This window comes from Escherichia sp. Lx600-2 (assembly GCF_036662595.1).
GTDB lineage: Bacteria > Pseudomonadota > Gammaproteobacteria > Enterobacterales > Enterobacteriaceae > Escherichia > Escherichia coli.
The window spans coordinates 1-22,790 of the sequence record NZ_JAYQWM010000040.1 but is presented as its reverse complement, the minus strand read 5'-3'; the positions used below and the strand labels follow the sequence as shown (position 1 = coordinate 22,790).

Annotated in this window: 20 protein-coding genes; 7 read left to right on the top strand and 13 right to left on the bottom strand. The window is 49.8% G+C overall.

Features of this window, described 5'->3' with window-relative positions; translation table 11 throughout:
• Window positions 1-35: 35 nt before the first annotated feature.
• The 5 genes from yfdE to OQV04_RS15075 all read right to left on the bottom strand — a co-directional run bounded on the left by yfdE (window position 36) and on the right by OQV04_RS15075 (window position 6,412).
• A complete protein-coding gene (gene yfdE / locus OQV04_RS15095) occupies window positions 36-1,181 on the bottom strand; it encodes a CoA:oxalate CoA-transferase (protein ID WP_000183691.1) in 1,146 nt (381 codons plus the stop codon).
• A 73-nt stretch (window positions 1,182-1,254) separates the two neighbouring features.
• Window positions 1,255-2,199 (bottom strand): transporter YfdV, encoded by a 945-nt coding sequence (gene yfdV / locus OQV04_RS15090; protein ID WP_000955028.1) that lies wholly within the window; start codon window positions 2,197-2,199, stop codon window positions 1,255-1,257.
• A 69-nt stretch (window positions 2,200-2,268) separates the two neighbouring features.
• Complete coding sequence (gene oxc / locus OQV04_RS15085) at window positions 2,269-3,963, bottom strand: oxalyl-CoA decarboxylase (protein ID WP_001283479.1); 1,695 nt, start codon at window positions 3,961-3,963, stop codon at window positions 2,269-2,271.
• A gap of 53 nt (window positions 3,964-4,016) precedes the next feature.
• On the bottom strand, window positions 4,017-5,267 hold the full coding sequence (frc, locus tag OQV04_RS15080) for a formyl-CoA transferase (RefSeq protein ID WP_032281369.1): 1,251 nt from the start codon (window positions 5,265-5,267) through the stop codon (window positions 4,017-4,019).
• Between the two features lie 512 nt (window positions 5,268-5,779).
• Entirely contained in the window at window positions 5,780-6,412 is a 633-nt protein-coding gene (locus tag OQV04_RS15075) for a YfdX family protein (RefSeq protein WP_000825604.1), read from the bottom strand.
• A 295-nt stretch (window positions 6,413-6,707) separates the two neighbouring features.
• Here OQV04_RS15075 and ypdI point away from each other — a divergent pair, with 295 nt between their 5' ends.
• Window positions 6,708-6,983, top strand: coding sequence for a colanic acid biosynthesis lipoprotein YpdI (gene ypdI, locus OQV04_RS15070; protein ID WP_000867658.1), 276 nt, complete (start codon window positions 6,708-6,710; stop codon window positions 6,981-6,983).
• A 76-nt stretch (window positions 6,984-7,059) separates the two neighbouring features.
• On the opposite strand, the gene OQV04_RS15065 is transcribed toward ypdI, so the two are convergent.
• Window positions 7,060-7,302 (bottom strand): YfdY family protein, encoded by a 243-nt coding sequence (locus tag OQV04_RS15065; protein ID WP_000639883.1) that lies wholly within the window; start codon window positions 7,300-7,302, stop codon window positions 7,060-7,062.
• A 352-nt stretch (window positions 7,303-7,654) separates the two neighbouring features.
• Between OQV04_RS15065 and lpxP the strand changes: the two genes are divergently transcribed.
• Both lpxP and ypdK read left to right on the top strand, forming a co-directional pair.
• Entirely contained in the window at window positions 7,655-8,575 is a 921-nt protein-coding gene (gene lpxP / locus OQV04_RS15060) for a kdo(2)-lipid IV(A) palmitoleoyltransferase (RefSeq protein ID WP_032281371.1), read from the top strand.
• Window positions 8,576-8,930: 355 nt separating this feature from the next.
• Window positions 8,931-9,002, top strand: coding sequence for a membrane protein YpdK (gene ypdK, locus OQV04_RS15055; protein ID WP_010723117.1), 72 nt, complete (start codon window positions 8,931-8,933; stop codon window positions 9,000-9,002).
• A 64-nt stretch (window positions 9,003-9,066) separates the two neighbouring features.
• On the opposite strand, the gene alaC is transcribed toward ypdK, so the two are convergent.
• On the bottom strand, window positions 9,067-10,305 hold the full coding sequence (gene alaC, locus OQV04_RS15050) for an alanine transaminase (protein ID WP_000785931.1): 1,239 nt from the start codon (window positions 10,303-10,305) through the stop codon (window positions 9,067-9,069).
• A gap of 376 nt (window positions 10,306-10,681) precedes the next feature.
• Here alaC and ypdA point away from each other — a divergent pair, with 376 nt between their 5' ends.
• Genes ypdA through OQV04_RS15035 form a run of 3 tightly spaced genes read left to right on the top strand, consistent with a single transcriptional unit; the run spans window position 10,682 to window position 13,998 of the window.
• Entirely contained in the window at window positions 10,682-12,379 is a 1,698-nt protein-coding gene (ypdA, locus tag OQV04_RS15045; protein WP_000544359.1) for a two-component system sensor histidine kinase YpdA, read from the top strand.
• A gap of 14 nt (window positions 12,380-12,393) precedes the next feature.
• A complete protein-coding gene (gene ypdB / locus OQV04_RS15040; RefSeq protein WP_001295458.1) occupies window positions 12,394-13,128 on the top strand; it encodes a two-component system response regulator YpdB in 735 nt (244 codons plus the stop codon).
• Window positions 13,129-13,140: 12 nt separating this feature from the next.
• Window positions 13,141-13,998 carry an AraC family transcriptional regulator gene (locus OQV04_RS15035; protein WP_045176718.1) on the top strand — a complete coding sequence of 286 codons (858 nt, stop codon included), beginning with the start codon at window positions 13,141-13,143 and terminating at the stop codon, window positions 13,996-13,998.
• 2 nt (window positions 13,999-14,000) lie between these two features.
• Here the strand turns inward: OQV04_RS15035 and ptsP are convergent, their stop codons facing one another.
• The 6 genes from ptsP to glk form a co-directional block, all read right to left on the bottom strand.
• Window positions 14,001-16,496, bottom strand: a complete 2,496-nt coding sequence (ptsP, locus tag OQV04_RS15030; protein ID WP_000955910.1) for a phosphoenolpyruvate--protein phosphotransferase — start codon at window positions 16,494-16,496, stop codon at window positions 14,001-14,003.
• 24 nt (window positions 16,497-16,520) lie between these two features.
• Entirely contained in the window at window positions 16,521-17,558 is a 1,038-nt protein-coding gene (ypdE, locus tag OQV04_RS15025; RefSeq protein ID WP_000366023.1) for an aminopeptidase, read from the bottom strand.
• Window positions 17,558-18,643, bottom strand: coding sequence for an aminopeptidase (gene ypdF / locus OQV04_RS15020; RefSeq protein WP_045176716.1), 1,086 nt, complete (start codon window positions 18,641-18,643; stop codon window positions 17,558-17,560). The genes ypdE and ypdF overlap by 1 nt, the downstream gene beginning before the upstream one ends.
• A 14-nt stretch (window positions 18,644-18,657) precedes the next feature.
• Window positions 18,658-19,905: a PTS fructose transporter subunit IIC gene (locus OQV04_RS15015; RefSeq protein WP_000985340.1), complete on the bottom strand. Its 1,248-nt coding sequence runs from the start codon at window positions 19,903-19,905 to the stop codon at window positions 18,658-18,660.
• A gap of 21 nt (window positions 19,906-19,926) precedes the next feature.
• Window positions 19,927-20,253 (bottom strand): PTS fructose transporter subunit IIB, encoded by a 327-nt coding sequence (locus OQV04_RS15010; RefSeq protein WP_000038456.1) that lies wholly within the window; start codon window positions 20,251-20,253, stop codon window positions 19,927-19,929.
• Between the two features lie 218 nt (window positions 20,254-20,471).
• Window positions 20,472-21,437 (bottom strand): glucokinase, encoded by a 966-nt coding sequence (gene glk, locus OQV04_RS15005; RefSeq protein WP_000170346.1) that lies wholly within the window; start codon window positions 21,435-21,437, stop codon window positions 20,472-20,474.
• A 203-nt stretch (window positions 21,438-21,640) separates the two neighbouring features.
• On the opposite strand from glk, the gene OQV04_RS15000 reads away from it, so the two are divergent.
• The coding region (locus OQV04_RS15000) for an ion channel protein (RefSeq protein ID WP_332642184.1) at window positions 21,641-22,790 on the top strand (1,150 nt) is incomplete at its 3' end.

Here is a 22,790-nt window from a genome sequence, read left to right as displayed (position 1 = left end):
CAAATGTGGGAGCTATTTACCAGCACATCTTACATTTATGATGAGAACTCCTGGCGAATTTGCTCCCCATGCTGGTCGAGCGTTGCCGCTCCCGGCATAACATGCGGGTCCGCGCAGCCACTGATTTTTATCGGATTACCCGGCATCATTATTCCCCCGGCTTCAATCAACATATTTCTCGCCTGAGTTTGTGGCAAATTAATGGCCTCAGCCACACTTAATAACGGCGCGACGGGCACACCAACTTCATGTATTCTGGCTAACCAAACTTCAGCTGCCTGTGTTTTTAACGTCCGCTCAATATATTGTTTAAGAATAGCCTGGTTTTGTACGCGTAAAATATTGCTGCTAAATCTGGGATCATTAACCAGTTCCGTAAGCTCCAGTGCCTGGCATAACGCAGAGAAAAGCTTGTCATTACCACAACAAATCGTAATCGGCTTATCCTGAGTATCGAAAACATCAAAAGGTGCCATGTAGGGGTGGCGATTTCCCAAACGTTGTGGTGACTTCCCAGTCGCGATATATGCCATCAGCCCGTGCTCCAGAAAACTCAGCGTGGCATCAAACATCGCTATATCGACATGCGCCCCTCTCTGGCTCTTTTCGCGGCCATAAAGTGCACTCACTATTCCACTGAATAAATAGACACCGCCACATAGATCCGCAAGAGAAGTACCAACGCGCACTGGCGGAGCATCAGGGTATCCCGTTTCCATCATTATCCCGCTCATTGCCTGAATGATGGTATCGTAGGCAGGAGCATCTTTTAGCGGACCGGTATGTCCGAAACCTGACGATGAAGCATATATGAGGCGCGGGTTGATTTCTTGTAACCTTTCCCATGAAAACCCCAGTTTTTCCATTGTACCTGGGCGAAAATTCTCAGCTAATACATCAGCTTGTTTAAGCATATTTATAAATATACTTTTATCGTGATCATTCTTTAAATCAAGAACCACACTCTCTTTACCATGATTAATAAAACTGTAATAGAGTGACTGTCCATCCACATAGGGACCAAATGTGCGGGTATCATCACCATGACCTGGTGGCTCAACTTTAATTACCCTTGCGCCCATATTACAAAGAAGTTGAGTTCCGAAAGGTCCATTAAGGACATGTGTCATATCGATAACTAATAAGCCTTCAAACGGCCCTTTGCTTTCATTATTTGTCATTTGCTTATGCCTTGAAAAAAGCCGAAGGTGAAAAGACACTTCGGCATTTATGTAAAATCAATAACATGATTAATTATGAAACCAGTCGACTGACATAAATCCACAAGGGAGCCGTGACGACAAAGCCCAGTACGCTCACAGCCAATGACGCTGTACCAGTGCGGGTGTAGACATTAAACCGGCTGGCAATAATGATTCCGGAGAATGCCGGCGGTAATGCGCCTGCCAGTACCATCATCTGCAAATGTTCGCTGTTCAAATGACATGCCATACCAACGAGAAGCAGCGCCAGTGGCATCAGAATCAGCTTCAGGAAGGTGTTATAAGCAATTTCGGCACTGAACTCGAATTTATGTGCAGCCAGAGTCAACCCCGCAGCGAATACCGCTACCCCTGAGTTAGCCTTCGCAATCAGATTAAAGGTTGGGTCCCATGCTGCCGGAATTTTTACCCCAACCAACACCAGGATCGTTGCCAGAACAGGTGCCCATACTACTGGCTCCTTTGCCGCAGAAATTAATGCGCTCAGATTACTATTCTTCTTACCATCCGCTCCTGAGGAAGGATTCAGCAAATACAGACCAATAGGAATAGTAATTGCGTTAACAATAATAGAAATAATTGCTACCACTAAACCTGTTGATACGGAATCACCATAAATAGGATCGAGAACTGCAAATCCCAGGAATCCAATAGTAGGTGAACCTGCAATTAATGCACATACAGCTGCTTCTGCATGAGTGCGTTTAAAAAATTTGTAGCAACCGAACCAGGAGAAAAAGAAACATCCGACAATAACCACAAGTGATACAAGGGTCAGACGAGTGTCCGCAAAAATCATTTCCCTGTTTGCCCGGGTAATAGATACAAATAGGGCTGCAGGAAGCGCGTAGTTTAATACCAGTTTATTAAATGCCCGAGCTTGATCTTCTGAAAAAGTTTCTCGTCTGCCGCTAAAATAACCCAACAGCATGATTACGATAATAGGCAATAAATCGCCAATAAAAAATGTTAGCATAATAGTATTTCCGATAAGGGTCCCCTCACCATCGCATAATGAGTTGGCAAGAGGAGACGATGTCAGTATTTAATTACCAGCGACTTGTTTTGGGTTAAGTTTGGTAATATGGCCACTTTCAGTTCCTGCTGCTGGGTCGATTACCACATTAATAATGGTCGGTTTGCGCGACTGAATACCGGTGGTTAAAGCATGACGAAGTTCATCTGTCGTGGTGACGTTATAGCCAACGCCACGAAACGCATCCATTAATTTGTCATACCTTGCATGGTGCAACAGATCTGTTGGTGATGGTGCACCAGCGCCACTGAGATCAACACCGTCTCCTCTGTAGATGCCGCCATTATTAAAAATAACGATCGTCACCGGCAGGTTATATCGACAAATTGTTTCAATCTCCATCCCACTGAAACCAAAAGCACTATCACCTTCAATGGCGACAACCGGAGAACCAGAGGTCACGCTAGCACCGATGGCATAGCCCATACCGATGCCCATGACACCCCAGGTACCACAATCCAGACGACGACGTGGTTTATACATATCAATAATATTTCGTGCATTATCCAGGGTATTTGCCCCTTCATTTACTAAATAAATATCCTGGTTCTCGCGCAATACATCGCGCACAGCACTTAATGCATTAAAGTAATTTAATGGTTGGGTATCTGTACTCAATTTTTCATGCATTTTTTGTGCATTTTGCTGCTTGTGGATATTTAAAATATCGCGCCATACCAGTGGAGTCGTAAATGTGTTTTGTTTCAGTTCTGCCAGCATACCTTGCATACTGGATGCAATATCGCCAACGACTGGCACAGCAATGGGGCGGTTGCTGTCAATTTCCTGCGGTTCAATATCCAGTTGAATAAACTGTGTATCTGCCGCCCATCCTTTTTTACCGTGTGCCAGTAACCAATTCAGTCGTGCACCAACAAGCATGACAACGTCAGCATTTGCCAGGGCAAACGAACGCGCAGCTGCCGCAGAAAGTGGATGCGTATCTTCGAGGATCCCTTTCGCCATAGACATTGGCAGGAATGGAATCTGGGCACTTTCAATAAATTCACGAAGCTGTTCATCAGCTTGTGAATACGCCGCGCCTTTGCCAAGGATAACTAATGGTCGTTCAGCTTTTGCTAAAAGCGAAATTGCGCTAGCGACTGACTTCGGGCATGGCAATAATGCTGGCGACGGATTTTCAACTTTTACAATCGTGGTTAACGCTTCGTCTTTTTCCATCGTCGCGGCCAGGACATTTGCTGGCAAATCAAGATAAACTCCGCCAGGGCGACCCGATACTGAGACCCGGATAGCGCGTGCCAATGCAATGCCAAGATCCTGCGGCTGATTAACGCGAAATGCTGCTTTGGCATACGGTTTTGCCGCATTCATTTGGTCCAGCTCTTCATAATCACCTTGCTGTAGGTCGACGATCGCGCGGTCGCTGGAGCCGCTAATCATGATCATCGGAAAACCATTTACCGTTGCGTTGGCCAATGCGGTCAAACCATTGAGGAATCCTGGCGCAGACACTGTCAGGCAGATCCCCGGTTTTTGGGTAAGAAAACCGCTTGCCGCAGCGGCATAGCCTGCCGACTGCTCATGACGAAAACCAATATAACGAATGCCTTCCGCCTGGGCATGGCGTGCCATATCCGTCACAGGAATACCTACAACACCATAAATAGTGTCAATATTATTCTGTTTTAATGCTTCAACGATGATATGCATACCATCTGTCATTTGAAGTTGATCTGACATGATTAATAACCTCGAAATTTTTATAAATTGGGAGCCAGAAGCTCCCGTTAATATCAGATGGCGTGGTTTTGCTTCATTGCAGCAATTTCATCGTCGCTATAACCCAGCTCCCGCAATACCGCAGCGGTATGTTCACCTAATAGTGGCGCAGCTTTAATATCTGGCGTAAAGGCAGAGAATTTCATTGGACAACCAACTGTCAGATATTTTCCACGCAACGGTTGTTCCACTTCGACAACACTGCCACTTTGGCGTAAAGAGGGATCAAGTGAAATTTCTTTCATACTTAAAACCGGTGCACAAGGAATATCAAACTGAGTCAAATAAGCCACTGCTTCATGTTTATCAATAGTGACAGTGTATTTTTCGATTTCAGCAAAAATATCGAAAATATGTGGCTGTCGGGCATGGGCTGTACTGTATGCCGGATCGGTAATCCATTCTGGTTTGCCGATGGCTTTACAGGTGTTTTCCCAGTTTTGCTCCTGAATAGTGAAATAAATATAGGCGTTAGGATCTGTTTCCCAGCCTTTACATTTCAGGATCCATCCAGGCTGACCGCCACCACCCGCATTACCTCCGCGGGGAACTGCATCACCAAATGTACCATTCGGATACTGCGGGTATTCTTCCAGATAACCCAATTTATCGAGACGCTGCTGGTCGCGTAATTTCACGCGGCAAAGGTTCAATACGGCATCCTGCATTGACATGGTGACTCGTTGCCCACGCCCCGTTTTTTCGCGATGCAGCAAAGCAGCAAGTAAACCGATCAGCAAATGCATTCCGGTGTTGCTGTCTCCTAACGCTGCAGCGCTTACCAGCGGCGGACCGTCCCAAAAACCCGTAGTGGATGCCGCGCCACCCGCTGCCTGAGCAACGTTTTCATAGGCTTTTACATTCACATAAGGCGAACACTCATCAAACCCTTTGATCGAACCAAAAATCAGACGTGGATTGATTTCTTGAATATGCTCCCAGGTGAAACCCATGTGATCAATGGCCCCTGGATGAAAGTTCTCGACTAAGATATCAGCTTCGCGGATCAGCTTTTCCATTACCTCTTTGCCTTCCGCTGTTTTGGTATTTAACTCAATAGAACGTTTGTTACTGTTAAGCATGGTGAAGTAAAGCGCATCGATATCAGGAATATCTCGCAGCTGGTGACGCGTTACGTCACCAACGCCGGGGCGTTCAATTTTAATGACGTCAGCGCCAAACCAGGCCAGCATTTGAGTACAAGATGGGCCAGATTGCACACCGGTGAAATCGAGAACTTTAATTCCTTGAAGTGGAGTTGACATAGCAATACCTATTAGTTAATTAAATATGTGTTAATTTAGCGTTTATTTAAGGCATAACGCCCTCTATAAATAATCCGCAAAATATCGTCGTAGCGGCACTCGATATTTTTAAATTCCCGTATCAAGTGCTGAAAATCATTTCATCGCCACTTCCAATTCCTTTCCGCATGGTAAGTAGTGAGGACGAAAAGAAGAATATGATAAATATTGGCTCGCGGTAATCAGAGAGAGCCGCGACATTTGTGATGTTATTCTTACAACTGTAAGAAGCGCCGGTGATTTACAAGCAAGGGTATGATTACGCTTTTTAAAGCGTACCATAAAACATAACATAATAAATGATTTGTGATGACACGGGATTATTGCGGTTTACTTTGAGGAATATAAAATGCGAGTTTATAGAACCGCGAGCGCCAAATAATTTTATGACCACAACCTGTCGTATTGTGGTCATAAAAAATTGTCGGCTGGAGGGAGTTAAATCCTTTACCTCAATATACTGCCTGTCAGCATTAGTTCACAAACAGTGCTTCGCTATCGACGATGATTCCATCTTCCGCACCTTTAAGCGCCAGGTTTGCCTCGTAGTATTGCTTTTTATCAAGCAGTTTCTGCGCATCAGCAAGTGCATTACGAGTCTGTTTAAGCGGCATCAGATATTGGTTTTCCATTACACCAACACCGGCCAGGCGAAGCTCTTCCATTGCGCCCTTTTTATCCCCTTTCGCCATTTTTTCATTGGCAATTTTTATCGCGGCTTCTTTTTCGGGTGTTGCTACATAACTCTCAGAAATTCCGACAGATGCATTAATGACAATATATTGGTCATCATTGAGATTGGTCTTTTTACCTGGCTTAGCGAACTTTGCCCATTCGGTACTGTCATCTGACAACAAAGCGGAAGCTTCATTGGTCAGTTCTTTTGCCTTTTCCGGATCGCCATGAAACAGAGCCAGGCGCGCTACCTGCACGTCACGCATCGCATATAAACCTTGTTCAGAGATACGCTCTGCTGCTGCCGTTTTCTGGGTTTGCTGAACTTGCTGAGTTTGCTGTTGTGCCGCTACCGGTGCATTATCAGCAGCCCATACAGTTGAAGATGCCAGAATAGCTGTGACCATCGTAGCCATAATTAAACGTTTCATACTTACCTCATTCTTTAACAGTTTTAGAAAACGCCGCCATCATATTGGGTGAGCATGAAATGAGAAATCAGAGAGCAACGGTCATTTTGAAAGGGTTATCTTACACTTGTAGTTATTACCGCAAGAAGTATTTTAGTCTTACAGTTGTAGGAATCTGCTTCCTGTCACAGAGAACTATTCTTATATACCACAAAGAGATGTCATTTATTATATCGATGTAAATACTGATTAATTATATGTAAATACAGCCATAACGTCGTAGGTTTTCAGTGAACCATTTTCAGGATAACTTTCTATGAAAGTAAACTTAATGCTTTTTAGCTTATTTTTATTGGTCTCTATTATGGCATGCAATGTTTTTGCATTTTCTATTTCTGGTGGTGGTAGTGAGGCGAGCTATAAAGAGACGGAAAAAACGTCAGCGATGACGACAACTCACTCTACAAAATTTCAGCCATCACAGGCGATTTTGTTAAAAATGAGAGAAGATGCGCCACCATTAAACCTCACAGAAGAAATTCCGCCCCCTTTTCCGACAAAGGCGAATTATCTTATTCATCCTGTGCGATAGCGTCTGTCACATGGCAGGTGAACAATCATGTCTGATGCTGATGTGAACACCTGCCCAAATGAGCCATCCTGACCCGCTATCGCCTGCCATACCCCACCATAAAGCGAATCATCAAGCCACAAGCCGGGGCAAGAAACATAAATATCCCCGTCACCAGTTCATTACCGCCAGTTAACCACATGGTGAAGTAATAAATGAGTGCAGCGAGGATCACCATGCCGAAGAAAGAAGAGACCGCCGATACCACGTTCAGTACCTGACCGATGTAGCCGCTTACGCAGACAATACACAGGGCGAGAAACATCCATAAATAAATCATAGCTCAACCTCCTGCCGCGCTAAAAAACCTGTAACTTCAGTCACTTTAATAGTAAGACAATCCTTAACCTCTGGCAATTTTTGCTAAGCATCAATGAAAACAGCATGTTAAATGCAAGACTGTTGTGTACGGAAAAATATTTACTTTGCACGATTAATAATCAGTAGCTGAAAGCAGTCAGCGAGTGATAAAGTACAGATACCGCATTCATGCTCCTCGTGGTTATGTCCTGACTAGTCTTTACACTCTTTACAGGAACCATTGTCGTACATGATGGCCTAATCAATTGAGTGTACCGCTGTCGACATGGAATCTTCTGCGATACAACAATTCGTATCTACAGAAGGTAACTATGTTTCCACAATGCAAATTTTCCCGCGAGTTTATGCATCCTCGCTACTGGCTCACATGGTTTGGGCTTGGTGTACTCTGGCTTTGGGTACAGCTTCCTTATCCTGTTCTCTGCTTTCTCGGCACGCGTATTGGCGCAATGGCGCGACCATTCCTGAAACGGCGTGAATCTATCGCCCGTAAAAACCTGGAACTTTGCTTCCCGCAGCATTCTGCGGAAGAACGCGAGAAGATGATTGCCGAAAACTTTCGTTCACTCGGCATGGCGTTGGTAGAAACCGGCATGGCGTGGTTCTGGCCAGACAGTCGCGTACGTAAATGGTTTGATGTTGAAGGGCTGGATAACCTTAAACGCGCACAAATGCAAAATCGCGGCGTAATGGTTGTCGGCGTCCATTTTATGTCGCTGGAACTGGGCGGCCGCGTGATGGGACTTTGTCAGCCAATGATGGCTACCTATCGTCCACATAATAATCAGCTGATGGAATGGGTGCAGACCCGTGGTCGCATGCGCTCTAACAAAGCGATGATCGGCAGAAATAATCTGCGCGGCATTGTCAGTGCACTGAAGAAAGGTGAAGCGGTATGGTTTGCTCCCGATCAGGATTATGGTCGTAAAGGCAGCTCCTTCGCGCCGTTCTTTGCGGTAGAAAATGTCGCCACAACCAATGGCACCTATGTTCTCTCCCGTCTCTCTGGCGCAGCCATGTTGACCGTAACGATGGTAAGAAAAGAGGATTACAGCGGATATCGTTTGTTCATCACCCCAGAGATGGAAGGCTACCCGGCAGATGAAAATCAAGCCGCTGCCTATATGAACAAGATTATCGAGAAAGAGATCATGCGCGCACCGGAGCAGTACCTCTGGATCCACCGTCGCTTTAAAACGCGCCCGGTGGGAGAATCGTCGTTATACATTTAACAAACTGCTCTGACTCTTTACCTCCTCACATAAGCCATAATAACCTCATGGTTTTTATGGCTTTTTTCTTAAGGTTTTTTCCTTCGCTGAATCTCTAATTATTACCGTCAGAAATTAAACTGTCGCCGATATGAGACACCTGTAAGTTACTAAAAGTAAATAAGAAAATGCCTCTTGTCTCGTTTCAGTTTTAGGCGTACATTAGCGCCGTCTCGAGCAGTTTAGCTCAGAATTCTGGGGTGATGCCCACGGTAAAATACAGGACTTTTAAGGTCGTTTTGCCCGGTGTCAACTCACTGTATCAGGTGTAATGAAGTCATTCAGGCGTAACAGCAATTACGCGGAGAGATGTAAAGTGAAATATTTCTTTATGGGCATTTCTTTTATGGTCATCGTTTGGGCCGGTACTTTTGCCCTGATGATCTAAAAGCAAACTGTGCAATGAAAAACAGGAGCCATCAGGCTCCTGTTTGCATTTCTGAGATCGGTGTTTATTCCGCGTTTTCGTGAATATGTTTGCTGCTGGCGGGTAGTAAACCGTCGGCACGGAACATCGCTTTAATCCCACGAATCGCCTGACGAATACGGTCGCGGTTTTCAATCAGTGCAAAGCGCACATGCGTATCACCATAGTCGCCAAAGCCAATCCCCGGAGAGACACAGACCTTCGCTTCGTTAAGCAATTTCTTGGCAAATTCCAGCGAGCCCATGGCAGCATACGGTTCCGGTATTTTCGCCCAGACATACATCGAAGCCTTCGGCATTTCGACCATCCAGCCCGCTTCATGCAGCCCTTTAACCAATACATCACGGCGGCGTTTGTACTGTTCGGCAATGTCGCGCACGCACTGTTGATCGCCCTCGAGTGCCGCAATCGCCGCCACCTGCAACGGCGTAAAGGTGCCGTAATCGTGATAGCTTTTAATACGTGCCAGCGCACTGACCAGCGTTTTGTTGCCAACCATAAAGCCGATACGCCAGCCCGCCATGTTGTAGCTTTTCGACAGCGTAAAGAACTCGACCGCCACATCGCGTGCACCTGGCACCTGCATGATTGACGGCGCTTTCCAGCCATCGTAGACGATGTCCGCATAGGCCAGGTCGTGGACCACCAGCACATCGTAGCGTTTCGCCAGCGCCACAACCTTTTCGAAGAACTCCAGTTCCACGCATTGCGCGGTTGGGTTCGACGGGAAGCCGAGGATCATCATCTTCGGTTTCGGATAACTTTCACGAATGGCGCGCTCCAGTTCGTTGAAGAAATCGACACCTTCCACCAGCGGCACTGAGCGTACCTGCGCCCCGGCAATCACCGCGCCGTAAATATGAATCGGGTAGCTTGGATTAGGCACCAGCACCGTGTCGCCGTGGTCCAGCGTCGCCAGCATCAGATGCGCCAGCCCCTCTTTCGAGCCAATGGTGACGATGGCTTCTGATTCCGGGTCGATTTCAACGTCGTAGCGATCCTGATACCAACGGGAAATGGCGCGGCGTAGCCGCGGAATGCCGCGTGAAGTGGAGTAACCATGCGTGTCCGGGCGCTGGGCCACAGTACATAATTTTTCGACGATATGCGGCGGAGTCGCACCGTCCGGGTTACCCATACTGAAATCGATAATATCTTCGCCGCGCCGACGCGCAGCCATTTTCAGTTCAGCGGTAATGTTAAAAACATAGGGCGGGAGACGATCAATGCGCGTAAAGCGACGTTCAGGGCGAGTGTCAGCCATAATTTCCTCAGATTAACGTTAGCGCCCGGACCGTCCGAGCGACGCTGCCACGATGGTGGCTGTTTTGAAAATAGCCTGATTAATTTCTGTCTGTCCAGCGTTTTAGAACATTTTTATTAATGACGTTAAATGAGGAACTCTGCTTTAAAAACAGGAAATTTATCTGCGCTAACAAGAAAATTACCACTCATTTTATTAACATAATAATTTCAATAAATTTACTAACCAGAAGTGCATTATCAAGAGATGCATTGCTAATACACTACTTATCTATCAATCCCCTTTTAAAATTGTGGTTTTTCCTCAAAAACGGCCTGCTGGTCATCAGCCTTCAGGTTACCTATCATAGAGGTTTAATCCTTATTCAGAGTCACCCGTGCACGAAATATTCAACATGCTGCTGGCGGTCTTCGATCGGGCAGCGTTAATGCTTATCTGCCTGTTCTTTCTCATCCGTATCCGCCTGTTTCGCGAACTGTTGCACAAGTCGGCACACTCACCGAAAGAGTTGCTCGCCGTTACCGCCATTTTCTCGCTGTTCGCCCTGTTCAGCACCTGGTCCGGCGTTCCCGTAGAAGGCTCGCTGGTGAACGTACGTATTATCGCGGTGATGTCAGGCGGGATTCTGTTTGGCCCGTGGGTGGGCATCATTACCGGCGTGATTGCGGGTATTCATCGTTATTTAATTGATATCGGCGGCGTGACGGCGATCCCCTGCTTTATCACCAGCATTCTGGCGGGTTGTATATCGGGCTGGATCAACCTGAAAATCCCCAAAGCACAGCGCTGGCGCGTCGGTATTCTCGGCGGCATGTTGTGTGAAACGTTGACCATGATTCTGGTGATTGTCTGGGCACCAACTACCGCGTTGGGGATCGATATCGTCTCTAAAATCGGGATTCCAATGATCCTCGGCAGCGTCTGTATCGGCTTTATTGTGCTTCTGGTGCAAAGCGTTGAGGGCGAAAAAGAGGCCAGCGCCGCGCGGCAGGCCAAGTTGGCGCTGGATATCGCCAACAAAACGCTACCTCTGTTTCGCCATGTCAATAGCGAGTCATTACGCAAAGTTTGTGAAATTATTCGCGATGACATTCACGCCGATGCGGTGGCGATTACCAATACCGATCATGTGCTGGCCTATGTTGGCGTGGGTGAACATAACTATCAGAATGGCGATGACTTCATTAGCCCGACTACCCGTCAGGCGATGAATTACGGAAAAATCATCATTAAAAACAATGATGAAGCCCACCGCACACCAGAGATTCATTCCATGCTGGTGATCCCATTGTGGGAGAAAGGCGTTGTGACCGGAACGCTGAAAATTTACTACTGCCACGCGCATCAGATAACCTCGTCATTACAGGAAATGGCGGTTGGTCTGTCGCAAATCATCTCCACGCAACTGGAGGTTTCACGCGCCGAGCAGCTACGTGAAATGGCAAATAAGGCAGAGCTTCGCGCCCTGCAAAGCAAAATTAATCCCCATTTCCTGTTTAACGCTTTGAACGCTATTTCATCGTCAATCCGTCTGAATCCTGATACTGCTCGACAGCTGATCTTTAATCTGTCGCGTTATCTGCGCTATAACATTGAATTAAAAGACGATGAGCAAATCGATATCAAAAAAGAGCTGTATCAAATTAAAGACTATATTGCCATTGAGCAGGCCCGCTTTGGCGACAAGCTCACGGTTATCTATGATATTGATGAAGAGGTGAATTGCTGCATTCCCAGCCTGCTGATCCAGCCGTTGGTGGAGAATGCCATTGTCCACGGTATCCAGCCTTGCAAAGGTAAAGGCGTTGTCACCATCAGCGTTGCAGAGTGCGGCAATCGGGTACGCATTGCGGTGCGGGATACCGGGCACGGCATCGATCCAAAGGTGATTGAGCGGGTCGAAGCGAATGAAATGCCGGGCAATAAAATTGGCCTGCTGAATGTTCATCATCGCGTGAAGTTATTGTATGGCGAGGGGCTGCATATCCGCCGCCTGGAACCAGGAACGGAAATTGCGTTTTACATTCCTAACCAACGCACCCCAGTCGCCTCACAGGCTACGTTATTGCTTTGAGCCGGAGTGATATTGTGAAAGTCATCATTGTTGAAGACGAATTCCTGGCACAACAGGAACTGAGCTGGCTAATTAAAGAGCACAGCCAGATGGAGATTGTCGGCACCTTTGACGACGGTCTGGACGTGTTGAAGTTTTTGCAGCATAACCGCGTCGACGCCATTTTTCTGGATATCAATATTCCGTCGCTGGATGGTGTGTTGCTGGCACAAAACATCAGCCAGTTCGCCCATAAACCGTTTATTGTGTTCATCACCGCGTGGAAAGAACATGCGGTAGAAGCGTTTGAACTGGAGGCGTTTGACTACATTCTCAAACCGTATCAGGAGTCTCGCATTACCGGGATGCTGCAAAAACTGGAAGCGGCCTGGCAGCAACAGCAGACCAGCAGTACGCCTGCCGCGACGGTAACGCGTGAGAATGACACCATTAATCTGGTGAAAGATGAGCGAATAATCGTCACCCCCATTAACGATATCTATTACGCCGAAGCGCACGAGAAAATGACCTTTGTCTATACGCGGCGTGAATCCTACGTAATGCCGATGAACATTACCGAATTTTGCAGCAAACTGCCGCCGTCGCATTTTTTCCGCTGCCATCGCTCATTTTGTGTCAATCTGAACAAAATCCGCGAAATCGAACCGTGGTTTAATAACACCTATATTCTGCGGCTGAAAGATCTGGATTTTGAAGTGCCAGTCAGCCGCAGCAAAGTAAAAGAATTTCGCCAGTTAATGCATCTTTAATCGGGAACTTTCATGAAAGCACCAGGCTTGCCCGCCGATCAACAATTTTTCGCCGATCTGTTCAGCGGCCTGGTGCTTAACCCGCAACTACTGGGGCGCGTCTGGTTTGCCAGCCAGCCTGCCTCGTTGCCGGTGGGCAGTTTATGTATTGATTTTCCCCGTCTGGATATCGTGCTGCGCGGCGAATACGGCAATCTGCTGGAAGCAAAGCAGCAACGTTTGGTGGAAGGAGAAATGCTGTTTATTCCGGCGCGCGCGGCTAATTTACCGGTCAACAACAAACCGGTGATGCTGTTAAGCCTGGTGTTCGCTCCGACCTGGCTTGGGTTATCGTTTTACGATAGCCGCACCACGTCGTTGTTGCATCCTGCTCGCCAGATCCAGCTTCCCAGCCTGCAACGCGGTGAAGGTGAAGCGATGCTTACCGCCCTCACCCATCTTAGCCGTTCGCCGCTGGAGCAAAATATCATTCAGCCGCTGGTGTTAAGTTTGCTGCATCTTTGCCGTAACGTGGTGAATATGCCGCCGGGCAATTCGCAGCCGCGCGGCGATTTTCTCTATCACAGCATTTGTAACTGGGTTCAGGATAATTATGCCCAGCCGCTCACCCGCGAGAGCGTGGCGCAGTTTTTTAATATCACGCCCAATCATCTGTCAAAACTGTTTGCTCAGCATGGAACGATGCGTTTTATCGAGTATGTGCGTTGGGTGCGAATGGCGAAGGCGAGGATGATTTTGCAGAAATATCATCTGTCAATTCATGAAGTGGCACAGAGTTGCGGTTTTCCGGATAGCGACTATTTTTGTCGCGTTTTCCGGCGTCAGTTTGGTCTGACGCCGGGAGAGTACAGCGCCCGTTTTCAGGGCTAACGTCAGAAGGTTAATTCTGTTTCCAGCAGCGTCAGGATACTTTGTGCATCTTGCGCGGCAAACAATGACTGGCGGAAGTTTTTATTCACCAGTTTACGCGCCAGCTGCGAGAAGACTTTCACATGATTCATCCCTTCGTTAGCACCCAGCGTCAGCATGATCACCAGTTCGACTTCGCCCATTTCTGACTGCCAGTCAACCGGTTTCGCCAGCCGGGCAATGCTGATACTGGAATGACGGATCCACTGAGATTTGGTGTGCGGGATCGCCACGCCAAAACCAACGCCAGTGGTGACAATCTCTTCCCGCTGCCAGACATCCTCTTCCAGCTCGAACGGATGTTCAGTGCGCCCGTTAACGCCGAGGTTACCGCACAGGAACTGGATCGCCTGCTCTTTATTGCTAAAGGCCTGATCAACGAAGATATTCTCCAGCGCCAGCAGCGGGCGAACGTCTTCTTCCGGCGTAAAGGCGGTGAGTAACGCTTCAATTTCCTGCGCGCTGCGGCATTCACACGCCTGACGTGCCAGTTCCCGACACGCCTCGCTATCCAGTTGACGAAGCTGGCTTTTCACCGCCGGAATGCGCGGGCTACTCATACTCAGCTCATCCAGGCCCAGCCCAAGCAGTAGCGGCAGATAACGGCTTTCACCGCCCAGTTCACCGCAAATGCCTACCCATTTGCCCCGCTGATGCGCAGTGGTAACTATTTGCTGCAACATGCGCAGGAACGATGGCGTAATCGGGTTATATAGCGGCGATACGCGCGGGTTATTACGATCGACCGCATACAGATACTGGGTCATATCGTTGGAGCCGATACTGAAGAAATCGACCTCATCGCAGAAGTGATCGATGATGTAGCACACCGACGGCACTTCCACCATGATACCCAGCGTAATCGTCTCTGCATGACGCAGGCCATCGCGCTTAAGCTCAACGATCGCTTTTTGGATCTCGCCCTTCACCCATAAGATCTGATCGAGGCTGTGGACCATCGGGATCATCAACTGGGCGTTGCCGAAACTGGCGGCGCGCAAAATGGCCCGCAGTTGAGTGCGGAACAGGCCAGCAAATTCCGGGTAAATACGTACCGCGCGATAGCCGAGGAACGGGTTCTCTTCCTGGGGAATATTCAGATAAGGAATGCTTTTATCGCCTCCGATGTCCATTGTGCGGAAGATAATCGGCTTGTCGCCCGCTGCCAGTAGCACCTGCTGGTAGGCTTCAAATTGCTCCTGCTCGTCCGGCGCGCTGTCGCGATCCATATAGAGCATTTCGGTACGGAACAGCCCGACGCCTTCCGCGCCGTTGGCAAACGCGCCAGGCGCTTCCAGAGCGGTGCCAATATTCGCCGCGATATCAATACGCTTGTTATCACGGGAATAAGCCAGCTGCGCGGCAGCCTGCGCCTGTTGTTTTTGGCGTTTATCCGCCAGCGTCTGCGCGACCTGATAATAACCGCTCACCGCGTCATTCGGGTTAATCGCCAGCACGCCGCACTGGGCGTCAAGCACTGCAGGTTGCCCGGCATAACGGGCAATCGCATCCAGCGGCAGGCCGCTCAGTACCGGGATCGCCGAGGCGCGGGCCAGAATCAGGGTATGCGAGGTGCGCCCGGTTTTCTCCAGAATCATACCCGCAAGATTTTTTAAATCCAGGCTTAAAAACTGGCTTGGGGTTAAATCCTCGGCCACCAGAATAGTCGGTTTTTCCAGCACCAGATTGTTGCGCGGCTTCAGTTCCGGCCAGGTAATATGCAGCAACTGTTCGCTAATATCGCGAATGTCGCTAACACGTTCGCGCAGATAATCGCTGGCAGAAGCAGAAAGTTTGGCGCAAACCTGCTCCATATTGCTGATGATCGCCGCCCCCAGCCCCTGATGCTGTTCTGTCATCAGGCGACGGATATTGCCTGCAAATTCATCATCCTGAATCAGCGACAAATGGGCGCTGAGGATAGTTTTGCTTTCGCCGTCACGCTCACGCAATTGCTGGTTCAGTTGCTCGGCAAGCGTTGCCAGGCTGTGCTCCAGCCGGGTGGAATCTTGCGCACTGGCGGGGATTGCCCGATAACTGTCGAGGCTGTCGCTTTGTAACAGGGTCAGCGTACCCACGCCGACGCCGCTTGCCAGCACATTGCCGTACAGTAAATCCGGGTTAAGGCGGCTTAATGAACGCGGCAGCGGATGCGCCGTCAGTTCTGCCTGCGTAGGCTGAACGCTGTCGCTGTCGATAAAGCGCACCTGGATGTACTCTTCCAGCACGCGCCGCGCCTGCTCTTCATCGCTGCCGCTAATGTTCAGGCTGCAACTGTCATTAAATAGGGTGCCGGTGCCAATCAGCGCCAGCGAGCTTTTGGCATCGGCCTTTGCGTTCTGGCGATGGTTAATAAAAGTGATTTCGCTTTGCCACTGGCTGCACTGTTCTTTAAGTTCCCACGCCGGACGAGCATGTAGACCGTTAGGCAAAGGACAGAGAAATTGAATCGTTAACATAACCGCTCCGGGTTAATCAGGAGATCATCTGAAATCCGTCAGTTGAACAACCGTCTCACGCGTAAGACGTTGAATAAGGGCAGATAAAAGTTGCTCCATCTGCAAAATGTCGCGGCAATCGGCAATCGACGCGGCGCAATGTCCGTGGCGGGTGGCAGGCCCCATCACCACTGTGGGTACGCCGGTACCGGTTAAGTGCACCGCTCCACCGTCCGTGCCGCCGTTACTGAACATATCCGCCTGTAACGGCACGCCAATTTCTGCCGCCACGGTTTCAATCCAGGCGGTGAGTTTTGGCGGCGCAATCAGTGACTTGTCGCTTAACACCAGCATCGGGCCGTTACCAATCTGGCGATGGTTAGCCGCGCCATAATCAAAGTTTTTCGCCCAGCAGGCGGTATCAAGGACAATGGCGACGTCCGGCGACACCGCGCGGGTGGCAGTTTGCCCGCCGCGTAACCCCACCTCTTCGCTGGAACTGGCCACCAGCCACACTTCCGCAGGCAGTTCGGCGTCGTGCAGCTCACGTAGTAACGTCACCAGCAGATAGCAACCGAGGCGGTCATCAAAGGCTTTCCCCATCACTCGCTGGTGGGGGAGAACCTGAAAAGTGGTATCGAACGTGACGCGATCGCCTGGACGAATTCCCGCCTGCATCACTTCGTCATACGAGCGCGCGCCAATATCCACGCGCATGGCGCTGACGTCATTCCCCTGCCGGTCGCCGTCAAGCAGGCCGGGAATTTTGCACTCTTCACGGGTGGTGATGCGCACCGGCTGCAGCTGGCGGGCAGCCATGCGTACGTTGCCAACCGGCAGTACATCAATCGCCCCTTCGCGGGAGATGCTGCGCACCATAAATCCCACTTCATCCATATGCGCACAGATCATCACCTTCGGACCTGTCGATTCATTGAGGCGGATCAGCACCGATCCCAGACCATCAAATCGCACTTCTTTTTGCAGGCGATCCGCTTCTTCCAGCAGGATCTGCCGTACTTCCTGTTCCGAGGAGGCGATCGCATCTGCCTCGCTCAACGCTTTTAATAGCGATAAATCCATTATGCCTCTCCCGTGAGCAACACTGTTTTCGGCATGGCGTAGAGCACTTCTGCGCCTTGCGGGGTGACCAGCACAACATCTTCGATGCGCACGCCCCCTTGCCCTGGCAAATAAATCCCCGGCTCCACGGTCAGTAACATGCCTGGCTGTAGCGTCGTGGTGTCCCGCGGTGAAAAACGCGGATCTTCATGAACTTCAATGCCGATAGCATGACCGGTGTTATGACCGAAATAGTGGCTAAAACCTGCCTCGGTAATCACCCGACGCGCGGCTTCGTCAACCTGCTGGCAGCGCACGCCGGGGCGAATTGCAGAGATTGCTGCGAGCTGTGCCTGCAAAACAATCTGATAGACGTTAAACAGCGGGTGAGATTCGGCGCTCACCCCTTCGCCATTCACCAGCAAGGTGCGCGTCATATCAGAGCAGTAGCCCTGATAGAGCGCACCGAAATCGAGAGTGACAAACTCGCCCGCTGCAACAATCTTGTCGCTGGCTTTGCCGTGCGGCAGCGCCCCACGCCAGCCACTGGCGACAATGGTGTCAAAAGAGGTTTTTTCTGCGCCCTGCTGGCGCATAAACCACTCCAGTTCAGCGGCTATCTCGCGCTCGCTCATCCCCGCCTGAATAAAGCGGCGAATATGCTCTGCACCGCGATCGGCAATCCCACAGGCAAGGCGGATTTTCTCCACCTCCTCTGGCGTTTTGATTTGCCGCAGCACATCCGGCGTGGCGCTAACCAGTTTCGCATTGAGTTCAGACTGCCAGCGGTGCGCGGTTTCCCAACTCACCTGCTGGCCTTCAAAACCGAGCGTTTGCAACTGCTCATCGGCAATGATTTGCCTGGCGATGGTTGTAAGCGTGTGCGTCGCGTCAAGCAAATGCAGCTGGTAACCTTGCGTGCGGGCTTCTACATCCGCGTAATAGCGCGAGTCCACCAGAATGTGCGCACTTTCACGGCTAATCAGCACATAGCCTGATCCGGTGGAGATCCCCAGATGCGGCTGTTTGTTCTGCCGTGAGGAGAGAAGCACCGCATCCAGTTGTTGCGCCTTAAGCCAGTCACGCAGCGAAGCGAGTAATGTCATCTGGATTATCCTTCTTACAGGCTATCGATTAACAATTTGCCTTTACGGAACATCATCAGACGCAGGAACACCACCATCAGCGCAGTAATGACTGCCCCCAGCGCGATCCCCGCCATGTAGACGCCGAGGTTAGTGACCAGTGGCCATGCCCAGATAGCGGACTCCGGGAACCATTGCACTGCGCCCAGCCAGACAGCTGCGGTTGAGCCGACAATCGCGCCAACCATATAGGACGGAATGGCGGTGATGGGGCTTTCCAGTGCAAACGGAATCGCACCCTCACTAATCCCCATAAACGCCAGGAACATAGCGGTTTTACCCTGCGGATAAAGCTGAGCACTGAACAGACGTTTGCCGGTTAAACGGCGGTCGATAATGGTCGCCAGACCCAGACCAATCGGCGGAATAACAATAGCGATAGAACGAGCGGTGACCGGTAATACGTGGTCAGTGGTAAAGCTGAAGGCAACGAAACCTGCGGCTTTGTTGATCGGGCCACCAAGGTCGATTGCTGTCGCCGCGGCGATCCCCATTGCGTACATCAGCGCGCCCTTCTCACCTGCGGCAGTCAGCACAGTACGGATACCGCCGTTGATCCAGCCCCCAAAGGGGGTGATGACGTAGTACATCGCCAGCATGACAAAAATAGCGGAAAGAATCGGTAGCAAAAATGTGGTTTTGAACGCTAACAGGAAATCCGGTAACTGGATTTTCTGGTTCATCCATTTCACAAGGTAACCAGCAACGATAGATATAATCAGCGCACCAATGAAGGTGGACGGCACCGGCGAAGAGGTCGCCCATTGCATAGTGCTGGGATCGAAGTTCAGCAGTTGCGTCGGCTGGGTAGACATCAAGCCGCCGATAAAACCAGCCGGAAACGCCAGTTTGCCACCGATAGAGTTCGCAACAAAAGCAGCAAACATCGGAATGGCAAAACCAAACAACACGCCGCCGAAGGACTGCGACAACCAGGCAAATTTCAGTAAGGAGAGGTCGAAACCGGAGAATTTCCCGCTATTAAGAGCATCCATGATGCCGATCTCAGCAGGAATTTTAAGCCAGCTATAAGCAATCAGCTGGCTGAAAGCGAGGATCACACCGCCCATAATTAAGGTCGGCACCATGCGTGAAATCCCTGACATCACATGCTGCGGGAGTTCACCCCAGAAGCTGCTTTTAGAGGCCTGCGGATTCTTAACTGCCGCTGCCGCACCGGATGCGCCAGGCACAACGGTTGCACTGCGTTTTTTAATGGCCATAACAATTATCCCTGTCGAATATTACTGTTGTTCAGAGGCAATCATCTCTTCGATTTCTTTGATGATGCCCGCAGCGTTTTTAATTGCGTCCTGCAAAGTGATTTCATAAACGTCGCGTGATTCGAAACGTTCGTTATCTTCCGGGGTAACTGCCACGGAATGGATGATGATGGTCGCTTCGGCGATATCCTGCGCCGTCAGGCGATTCTGGATACCGTCCGCGCCCTGGGTTTCAATTTTCACTTCATAACCGGCTTCTACCGCTGCTTCTTCCAGCGCCTGAGCGGCCATAAAGGTGTGAGCCAGGCCCATCGGGCAGGCACATAAGGCAATCAGTTTCTTACTCATCGTTAATTCCTCGTTCAGTGATAGTTGACGAGTGAAATTATGAACGTGCAAAACAAATCGCCGTTACCAGACAAATAATGCATTTACTGGAGAATTAATCCCGCTGTACGGAAGTGTGACGCAGGTCGGCCTTGTGAGGGGACACAAAGAAAAATTGAATTAACTGTATGATTTAAAAGATTATCGGGAGAGTTACCTCCCGATATAACAGGAAGGATTTACAGAATGTGACCTAAGGTCTGGCGTAAATGTGCACCGGAACCGAGAAGACCTGGATTGTCATGGACGATGAGATACACCGGAATATCATGGACATATTCTTTAAAGCGCCCTTTATCTTCAAATGCGGCACGGAAACCAGAGGCTTTGAAGAACTCAAGGAAGCGCGGCACGATACCGCCCGCAATAAACACGCCGCCAAATGTCCCGAGATTGAGCGCCAGATTGCCGCCAAAACGGCCCATAATGACGCAAAACAGCGACAACGCACGGCGGCAATCGGTGCAGCTGTCAGCCAGCGCGCGTTCGGTAATATCTTTTGGCTTGAGATTTTCTGGCAGGCGGTTGTCGGCTTTCACAATTGCGCGATACAAATTCACCAGCCCAGGGCCAGAAAGCACACGTTCCGCCGAAACATGACCAATTTCCGCACGCAATATTTCGAGGATAATGGCCTCTTCTTCACTATTCGGCGCAAAATCAACGTGACCGCCTTCGCCTGGCAAGCTTACCCAACGCTTATCGACATGGACCAGATGCGCAACCCCAAGCCCCGTTCCGGCACCGTAAACCGCAATAGGCTTACCTTCTACCGGTTCTGCGCCACCAAACTGAATCAGATGCTCTTTTTTCAGCATCGGGATCGCCATCGATACAGCGGTAAAATCGTTAATAATTTCCAGATGGCTAAAACCGAGATTCTTTTTCATTTCGGCAATTGAGAACGCCCAGGTATGGTTGGTCATTGCCACCCAGTCACCGGTAATTGGGCAAGCGATGGCAATACAGCCGTCTTTCACCTCGACCTTATGTTCTTCAAGATAAACGCGAATGACCGCTTCGAGGCTGGGGTAATCAAGCCCTGAATAGGTCTTAGCCTGCGAGATTTCACCACTGGCAATATCACACAGAGCAAGACGTGCGTTGGTGCCGCCCACATCACCGACTAATGCATACTTTGTCATTCTTCAACTGCTCCGCTAAAGTCAAAATAATTCTTTCTCACACTGTAAATACCTGGGGGCATAACAACAACGCCGGAAAGGCAGGCTCCCTGTAAATATCGATCTGGGTCACACAATTACTTTATCGTTTCAGCACCAATTGCAGCGATGCCTTTTTGCAAGCTGGGCAAACTAAGTATCTGACCCCGCATAAGGAATAGAACATGCTCCATCCGCGAGCCAGAACCATGTTGTTATTATCGCTCCCCGCCGTGGCAATTGGGATTGCGTCCAGTCTTATTCTGATTGTGGTGATGAAAATCGCCTCGGTATTACAGAATTTGCTCTGGCAACGACTGCCGGGAACTCTGGGGATAGCCCAGGATTCACCTTTCTGGATCATCGGTGTATTAACGCTAACGGGTATTGCGGTGGGGTTGGTTATCCGTTTCAGCCAGGGTCATGCCGGACCAGACCCCGCCTGTGAACCGCTGATCGGCGCACCGGTTCCGCCCTTTGCGCTACCTGGACTTATCGTAGCATTAATTCTCGGTCTTGCTGGCGGCGTCAGCCTGGGGCCGGAACATCCGATCATGACCGTCAATATCGCCCTTGCGGTTGCCATTGGCGCTCGTCTGTTACCGCGCGTCAACCGAATGGAGTGGACTATTTTAGCCTCTGCCGGAACCATCGGCGCGCTGTTTGGTACACCTGTTGCGGCGGCGTTGATATTTTCGCAAACCTTAAATGGCAGTAGTGAAGTTCCGCTATGGGATCGTCTTTTTGCGCCGTTAATGGCGGCAGCAGCTGGTGCACTTACTACCGGATTATTTTTCCATCCCCATTTTTCACTGCCCATTGCGCATTACGGACAGATGGAAATGACCGATATTCTCAGCGGTGCAATTGTCGCGGCGATTGCCATCGCAGCAGGGATGGTCGCCGTATGGTGCTTACCACGGTTGCACGCGATGATGCATCAAATGAAAAATCCGGTGCTCGTGCTGGGTATTGGCGGATTTATTCTCGGTATTCTGGGGGTTATTGGTGGACCAGTTTCGCTGTTTAAAGGGCTGGATGAGATGCAGCAGATGGTGGCAAATCAGGCTTTCAGCACCAGCGATTACTTTTTGCTGGCGGTAATTAAACTTGCCGCCCTGGTCGTTGCTGCCGCCAGTGGCTTTCGCGGTGGACGAATCTTCCCGGCAGTGTTTGTCGCCGTGGCATTAGGGTTGATGCTGCATGAGCACGTTCCCGCCGTACCAGCGGCAATAACCGTTTCCTGCGCTATTCTCGGCTGGATTTGCCCCTATATTTCCAGACATCTGTTATCACTTAACCCATTACAAGCCCGCTGCCGCAGATATTCCCGTG